Annotated in this window: 6 protein-coding genes, 1 tRNA gene and 1 pseudogene; 2 read left to right on the forward strand and 6 right to left on the reverse strand. The window is 64.0% G+C overall.

The annotated features are described in order from the left end of the window. Positions 1–55: 55 nt before the first annotated feature. Both WAO18_RS07120 and WAO18_RS07125 read right to left on the reverse strand, forming a co-directional pair. The gene (locus tag WAO18_RS07120; protein WP_422205047.1) at positions 56–757 is read right to left on the reverse strand and encodes a nitroreductase; all 702 of its coding nucleotides are present in this window, start codon (positions 755–757) and stop codon (positions 56–58) included. Positions 758–848: 91 nt separating this feature from the next. After that, positions 849–1,607, reverse strand: coding sequence for an SDR family oxidoreductase (locus WAO18_RS07125; protein WP_422205049.1), 759 nt, complete (start codon positions 1,605–1,607; stop codon positions 849–851). Positions 1,608–1,785: 178 nt separating this feature from the next. Between WAO18_RS07125 and WAO18_RS07130 the strand changes: the two genes are divergently transcribed. Next, a tRNA-Ile gene (locus tag WAO18_RS07130) sits at positions 1,786–1,859 on the forward strand. Positions 1,860–2,059: 200 nt separating this feature from the next. On the opposite strand, the gene WAO18_RS07135 is transcribed toward WAO18_RS07130, so the two are convergent. Genes WAO18_RS07135 through WAO18_RS07145 form a run of 3 tightly spaced genes read right to left on the reverse strand, consistent with a single transcriptional unit; the run spans position 2,060 to position 4,868 of the window. Next, positions 2,060–2,734, reverse strand: coding sequence for a TetR/AcrR family transcriptional regulator (locus WAO18_RS07135; protein ID WP_422205050.1), 675 nt, complete (start codon positions 2,732–2,734; stop codon positions 2,060–2,062). A gap of 21 nt (positions 2,735–2,755) precedes the next feature. Then, positions 2,756–3,949 carry a cytochrome P450 gene (locus tag WAO18_RS07140; protein ID WP_422205052.1) on the reverse strand — a complete coding sequence of 398 codons (1,194 nt, stop codon included), beginning with the start codon at positions 3,947–3,949 and terminating at the stop codon, positions 2,756–2,758. A gap of 1 nt (position 3,950) precedes the next feature. Then, positions 3,951–4,868 (reverse strand): dihydrodipicolinate reductase, encoded by a 918-nt coding sequence (locus tag WAO18_RS07145; RefSeq protein WP_422205059.1) that lies wholly within the window; start codon positions 4,866–4,868, stop codon positions 3,951–3,953. Positions 4,869–5,179: 311 nt separating this feature from the next. Between WAO18_RS07145 and WAO18_RS07150 the strand changes: the two genes are divergently transcribed. After that, positions 5,180–6,013: an SDR family NAD(P)-dependent oxidoreductase gene (locus WAO18_RS07150; RefSeq protein WP_422205054.1), complete on the forward strand. Its 834-nt coding sequence runs from the start codon at positions 5,180–5,182 to the stop codon at positions 6,011–6,013. On the opposite strand, the pseudogene WAO18_RS07155 reads toward WAO18_RS07150, so the two are convergent. Further along, a pseudogene (locus WAO18_RS07155) lies at positions 6,010–6,561 on the reverse strand (transcriptional regulator); the annotation flags it as partial. The gene WAO18_RS07150 and the pseudogene WAO18_RS07155 overlap by 4 nt on opposite strands.

Genomic DNA, 6,561 nt, shown 5'->3' on the forward strand with positions numbered 1-6,561 from the left:
TTAACGAATGGCGGCTGGCCCGAATCCGATAGTAGTCAGCCACTCTTAGCGGGGTCTACGCGGTCGCCGATCCTTGAACCTCGATATCGGTCCTGTGCTCGATGAACGTGACGGTCTCCTCCAATGGCGCCCGGCCGGTGCGGGCATAACCAACGGTGGCGTCCTCGTACCCGATCGACATGCCACAGAACAGGATCCGCCCGTCTGGGGGTGACACGACCTCCGCGACGGATTTCCTTGTTTGCGACCACGCCATCTGCGCGCAACTGTGTAGGCCCTCGGCACGCAGCAGCAGCATCACGGTTTGCAGGTACATGCCGAGGTCCGCCCATTGGGGCAGGCCCATGTCGCGGTCGATGTAACAAAACAGGGCGGCGGGCGCGCCGAAGCAGTCCCAGTTCGCGATGGCGGCCCGTTGCCGCGCCTCCAGGTCCTCGCGCGCGATGCCAAGTGCTCCGTAGCGCTGTTTGGCGAAAGCGGCTCGGCGCTCGTGGTACGGGGACTTCAGTTCGGTCGGATACATCTCGAATTCCCGCTCGTCCCAGGGGTCGCCGGCTCCCACCCGCTCGACGGCGAGCATTTTGAGCTGCACCAGAGCTGCACCGGTCAGCACGTAGATGTGCCAGGGTTGGAGGTTTGACCCCGACGGTGACCAGGCTGCGGCGGACAGCACGCGCTCCAGCACTTCGTTCGGGACAGGCTGGTCGGTGAATCCGCGGACTGCTCGTCGGCTGGTGACCGCCTCGTAGATGTCCATTGACGCCGTACTTCCTATCTCCTCATAAAAACCCGTTGCTGCCGTTCGTATTTCACGACTCGAGGGGGCAGCAACGGGCCCGGCGGTTCGGCTACGCCTTGGCTGCCGATTCGAGAATCCAGTCCTCGAATCTGGTCGTGGATAGTGTCGCGCCGTCATCGGGAACGAGGGTGCGTTCTTCGATTGCGACGCCCCAGTACAACGCCGCGGGATCGGCGACGACCTCACGGGCATCCCCGCGCGCGGTCAGCGCGGTGCGGATGAGATCGTGAAGTGGATACGCCTGAGGTCCGCCCACCTCGCTGATGCCGTTCACCGGCTCACCGACTGCGGCGATGGCCACCGCTTTGGCGACGTCGGCAGCGGCCATCGGCTGACAGAGCGCCGACGGTAGACGCACCGTGTTCCCCTCGGTCGCGGAGTCGGCGATGAAGTTGAGGAACTCAAAGAACTGCGTCGCGTGCACGATGGAATACGGAATCGGGCCTGCGCTGATGAGCTCCTCCTGCACCTGCTTCGCCCGGAAGTAACCGCTCCGCGGGGCAAGAAAATCGGTGCCGACCACGGACAGCGCGACATGGTGGCCCACTCCGGCTTCGGCCTCGGCGGCGAGCACGTTCTTGGTCGACTTGGTGAAGAACTCCATCGACGCCTCGTCCTCGAACGACGGCGAATTCGACACGTCGGCGACCACCGCCGCGCCGGCGAGCACGTCGGACAGGCCCTCGCCGGTAACGGCGTTCACACCAGTCGAAGGGGCCGCGGCGACGGCGTCATGACCCTGTTCGGTCAAGGCCTGCACCACCTTTGATCCGATGAGGCCAGTTCCTCCGATGACGACGATTCTCATGATGAGCCTTTCCTGATCGTGGTTTGCGGCTGACGACAGCCGTTGCTCCCTAAACCGCCAGAACGGATGGACGACCGCGAACTCATCCCGGGCGCCGAAATTTTTTGGGCGACAGCACACCACGGGGGCCATCGGCGAAGTAGCGCGAACGCTAAGGTCATGGTCGTGCAGAGCACTAGGGGCGGTAGCTCAGTTGGTTAGAGCCGCGGACTCATAATCCGTTGGTCGCGGGTTCGAGCCCCGCCCGCCCCACTGCAAACGCCTGGTGAGAAGCTATTTGATCGCCCAGGCGACGCGGCGACGGTCCCTCGTCCCGGCGTCGTCCCGGCAACCGGCGCGGGTGTGTGCTCACGAGCTAATTCTCGGGGCACCTGGGTCGGCGCTTCTGAAATCACAAAAGCCTCGTAAACGCCACGGCGTGTCCAGGAGGACGTTAGGCACGACCTGCTTGTCTAGCTGGCGCGCACCGGGGTGTTCGTGTGCTGGGATTGCTGTCTCAGTAGTCCCCGCAGAAGAAGTTCAAACGGTCGATCATCCAGCGCTATCGGAGCGTTTGGGAATCCACCGTCATCGGTAGACGCCGCCGCCCCTGCTGCACCGTGCTTCTGCGTCATCCTGGCGAGAAGTACCGACCCCCGAACAAGTTCCGACACCGCGGAGTAAGTGTCGTGCGCTGTCTGCTCATCGAGACCGGCTTGGGTCATGCCGGCGATCGCTTTCTGCGTCTCCTGTTCGCCGAGCCGTCGAGCCATCGGACTCAGTGCGCCTCGAATGAGGATCAAATCCGTCAACACCGGATCGCCGAGGAATATCCGGCGCACACCGCGTGCGTGCGCCATCAACGACTCGCGCCAATCGTCCGACTCGGCATAGGCCGGCAACCCGCTGCGACGCAACGCGCGGTCGGTCATGGCGTCGAGAAGTTCCGACTTATTGCGAATGTGCCAGTAGATGCTGGTTACGCCGACGTCGAGCGATTTGGCGATCAGTGGAATGCTCACCTGCTCGATTGAGGAGTCTGCTGCTATCTCAAAGGCCGTCTCGACGATCGCGTCTTCGGTCAGCGAGCCGCGCGGTCGCCGGACTGATTGTCGCTGCGGCTTCGAAGCCTGCACCCTCACCCTCACCCCTCACTCACCGTGTGACATTCATCGTGTCATGATCGGCAGCTTGGACCACCCGCGCACGCTTGCGGTGTGTGCCTTCGCCGCTCCCGCGTAGTCGACGTCCCACTCCGGCCACCGCTTGAGGAGCTCTTCCAGCACGACCCTGGCTTGCATGCGTGCCAGCGAGGTACCGAGGCAGAAGTGCAGACCCTGGCCGAAGCTGAGGTGGCCGCCTCTGCGGTGAATGTCGAACTGCTCGCCGTTTGGGAAACGCGCATCGTCGCGGTTGGCAGATCCATTGAGCAGCAACATGATCGATCCCTCCGCGATCGGCGTGCCGAGACATTCCGTATCGTGGGCGACGTAGCGCGCCTGCACCGGTGACGGCGCTTCGAAGCGCAGCACTTCCTCGATGGCGCCCGGGATCAGTTCGGGGTCGGCAACGAGCTCGCTGCGCTGATCCGGGTGATCGGCCAGCAGCTGGCACGCGAAACCGATGAGCCGGGTGGTGGTTTCGTTGCCAGCACCGGCGATCATGCTGGTGTACGTCAGCACCTCGGTGCGCGTTAGCTGGCGTGTTCCACCATCGTCTTCCACTTCGGCGTTGAGTAGCTGCGTCATCAGGTCGTCGGATGGGTGGTCGGCCCGCCAGTCGATGTACTCAGAGAACAACAGATACGACTCTTCGAACGCGTTGTCGGCAACCGCGAACTGGCCCTCCTTCAGGTCAATAGCGTTGTTCGTGGTGTCCCGGATCAGCTGCTGACCCTGCTCGGGGATGCCGAGCAAATAACCGATGGTGCGCATCGGGATCAGGGCACCGAGGTCGGCGATGACGTCGAATTCGTGCTGCCCCAGTAGCGAATCGAGAGCCCCCACACAGAACTGGCGAGTCAACGGTTCGATGGCAGCCATTCGGCGCGGGGTGAATACCTTCGACAGCAGTCGCCGATGCAGGTCGTGCTGCGGTGGGTCCTCGAACAGGATCACCCCCGGTGGTACTTCCAGACCGCTCTTGATGACGTCCATGACGGTGCCACGCCCCGACCGGTAGGTCTGCCAGTTCGGCAGCTCACGTGCCACGTCATCCCATCGACTCAGCGCGTAGAAATCGTGCGGCTCGTTGTAGTACAGCGGCGCTTCCTCGCGCAGCCGCCGCCACACCGGATATGGATCGTCGTCGATCGCGAAGTCGAACGGGTCGTAATACAGGTCAACGGCTTTCGGGCGTGTCATGTCAGCGCCGGGTCTGACGGGTCACGATCGACGGGCCGGCCAGTGGCACGTCTAGGAGTCCGGGCTCGGCGTCGATGACTGCCGGGATGGCGTTGATGGCGGCCATCGCCGTCGCGGCGACGCCGGGGTTGGTGGCGTCATCTGGCGTGGGGTCCAGATGTAGGTCGAGGGTCATGTTCGGGTTTCCTTCGATGCGGAACACCATGCCGCCCTGACCGGGTTGTGCTGGGCGCGGCCAAGAGTCGGGCCACGGCGTCGACGTCACCGCCGCGAAGTACTGAACCGAGACGACGGGGCGCTCGTTCTGGATCGCGGCGAGCTGCCAACGGTGGCCGCAGATGGTGCCCTTCGGGATCACTCCCAGGGCGGTGTCGAGGTCGTTCGGGGCGAGGATGGTCTCCCAGTCCAGCGCCACACGTTCGACGTCCACGCCGAGCGTGTCGGCGATGTAGCGCACGACGGGGTCCCAGTCGTTGTTCACCTTGCCGACAGCGATGCGAATCGGCACGTGGCCGTTGGGCTTTCCGAATCCCATCGACTCGTGGAGCACCTCCCAGATCGGATAGGACAGGTCGAGGTCGACGGCGTATTCGTCCATGCGGTAGGTGTCGATCACCCCGGCGCCGGCGAGCAGGGCGGTGGGCAGATTGAGGCTGACGAAGCCGGGTTCGCAACCGGTGGCGTAGAAGGTTGCGTTGCCTTTACGTGCTGCGTTTTCGATCGGTTCGCGCCAGATCGCCGGTGCCGCCTTCGGATACACCATGGGGATCGCGGAGATGGTGACCACGTTGATCCCGGCTTCCAGGTAGCCGACGATGTCGGCGATCACCTCGCCTTCACGGCGAACGGCGGTTGCGCAGTAGGCGATGCAATCGGGCTGGGCGCCCAGGACCGCTGCGAGGTCGTCGGTCGCCACGATGCCGACATCGGGGCGACCGCATAAAGCGCCGGCATCCGTGCCTACCTTCGCCGGCGAGGACACCTTGACCCCAGCCAGTTCCAGTGCGGGATCGTTGATGACCGCGCGCAGCGCAACGCTGCCCGTCATGCCGGTGCCGACGTGAACGACGCGACGCTTCGCGGAGTCGGGAGATGAAGTCACAGGTCGAGCCTCTCAGTGCGGTGGGAGCGGTTGCCAACACATCAGGTCGCAACTTACTGTAGGCGCAACCAGTATGACTTACCAGTAGCTGTTGCAGTAACGGCGGCGGACGGGGGGGTACGGCGCACGTGTCGAAGCGGACGGTCGTCATCACTGGGTCGAGCGACGGCGTCGGGGCAGCAGCGGCCCGGCGGTTGGCGGCCGCCGGCGACAACGTCGTTGTCATCGGTCGCTCGGTATCCAAGACGAAGGCGATCGCCGACGAACTCCAAACCGACTATCTCTGTGCGGATTTCTCGGACCTCGCCCAGGTGCGTGCCCTGGCCGAGGAGCTGCGGCGGCGTTATCCGCGAATCGACGTGCTGGCCAACAACGCCGGAAGTGTCTTCGCCGCCGATGGCGTCACCGTTGATGGGTTCGACAGCGTGCTCCAGGTGAACTACTTTGCGGCCTTCCTTCTCAGCACTTTGCTGATGGACGTGTTGATCGCGTCGAAGGCCCGCGTCATCTGCACGTCGAGTTCGTCGCAACGTTTGATGCGTCCAGGTCTATCGGTGAACGACCTACTCTGTACGAGACCGATGCGCCCGACGGTTACCTACGGGCGCTCCAAGATCGCGCTCGTGATGTTCGCTCGCGAATTGCATCGTCGTTACTGCGAATTCGGTGTATCCGCCGCTTCGTTCCACCCCGGATTCGTCAACAGCAACTTCGGCCCGGCGTCGGGTTCGCGCGTTCTCGCGGTCATGCAACGAGCGCACACCGAACGGCTCGTCGGTATCACCCCGGAGGAGGCGTGCGATCAACTGGTGTGGCTGGCCTCGGAAGGCAGTGAAGACTTTGAACCTGCCGGCGAGTACTTCGTGAGACGCCGCGTCGGTCGTGCGCATCGGACCACGTACGACCCGCGTCGCGCCTACGAATTGTGGGAGCGGACAGCCGCCCTGGTGAACCGATGCTAGGAGTTCCGGACGTGATTGACCTCGCGAAGGAGCGGCTTCGCAGCAGCTCGGATCTCGCGAATCGTCATGGCGCGCAGTGGATGTATGGCAAGGACGAGCGCAATGCGATCGTCGGCGTCGAGCACCGGCGCGGAAATCGTCGCGATTGGGTGCGCGCCGCGGGTGCTGTCGTCCGGCAGCGGGTCGGCCGAAGCGAATTCCACCCGCAACTGATCGATGACGGAACGAAGATTGCGGGGGATCACGTCTCCGGACAGCGTGCCAATCGCTTGGGCCGCTTGGTTCAACGCAGGTGTCATCCAGTCGACGTCGTAGCCGCGCTCGCGGGTGCGGGTCAGCACGGTGCGCAGCCGCTGGTGCAGACCCGCATCATCGGCAGCACCGCGTCGGATCCAGGCTTCTTGCTCGTCGGTGCTATCCCATGCCGCGAAGGCGATACCGAACGGCGGCGCGTAGGGGATGCGCTCGTTGGGTTGAACGACTGCGGACAGGTCCGCGGGATACTCGAAGGCGGTGATCACCAGGCTGTCACCTGCTCGCTCCAGGAC

It is taken from the genome of Mycobacterium sp. (genome assembly GCF_049278535.1).
In the GTDB taxonomy this organism is placed as follows: Bacteria; Actinomycetota; Actinomycetes; order Mycobacteriales; family Mycobacteriaceae; genus Mycobacterium.

Coding starts and splice junctions, on each gene's coding strand:
- WAO18_RS07120 (WP_422205047.1), bottom strand. CDS start 757: ATGGACATCTACGAGGCGGTCACCAGCCGACGAGCAGTCCGCGGATTC.
- WAO18_RS07125 (WP_422205049.1), bottom strand. CDS start 1,607: ATGAGAATCGTCGTCATCGGAGGAACTGGCCTCATCGGATCAAAGGTG.
- WAO18_RS07140 (WP_422205052.1), bottom strand. CDS start 3,949: ATGACACGCCCGAAAGCCGTTGACCTGTATTACGACCCGTTCGACTTC.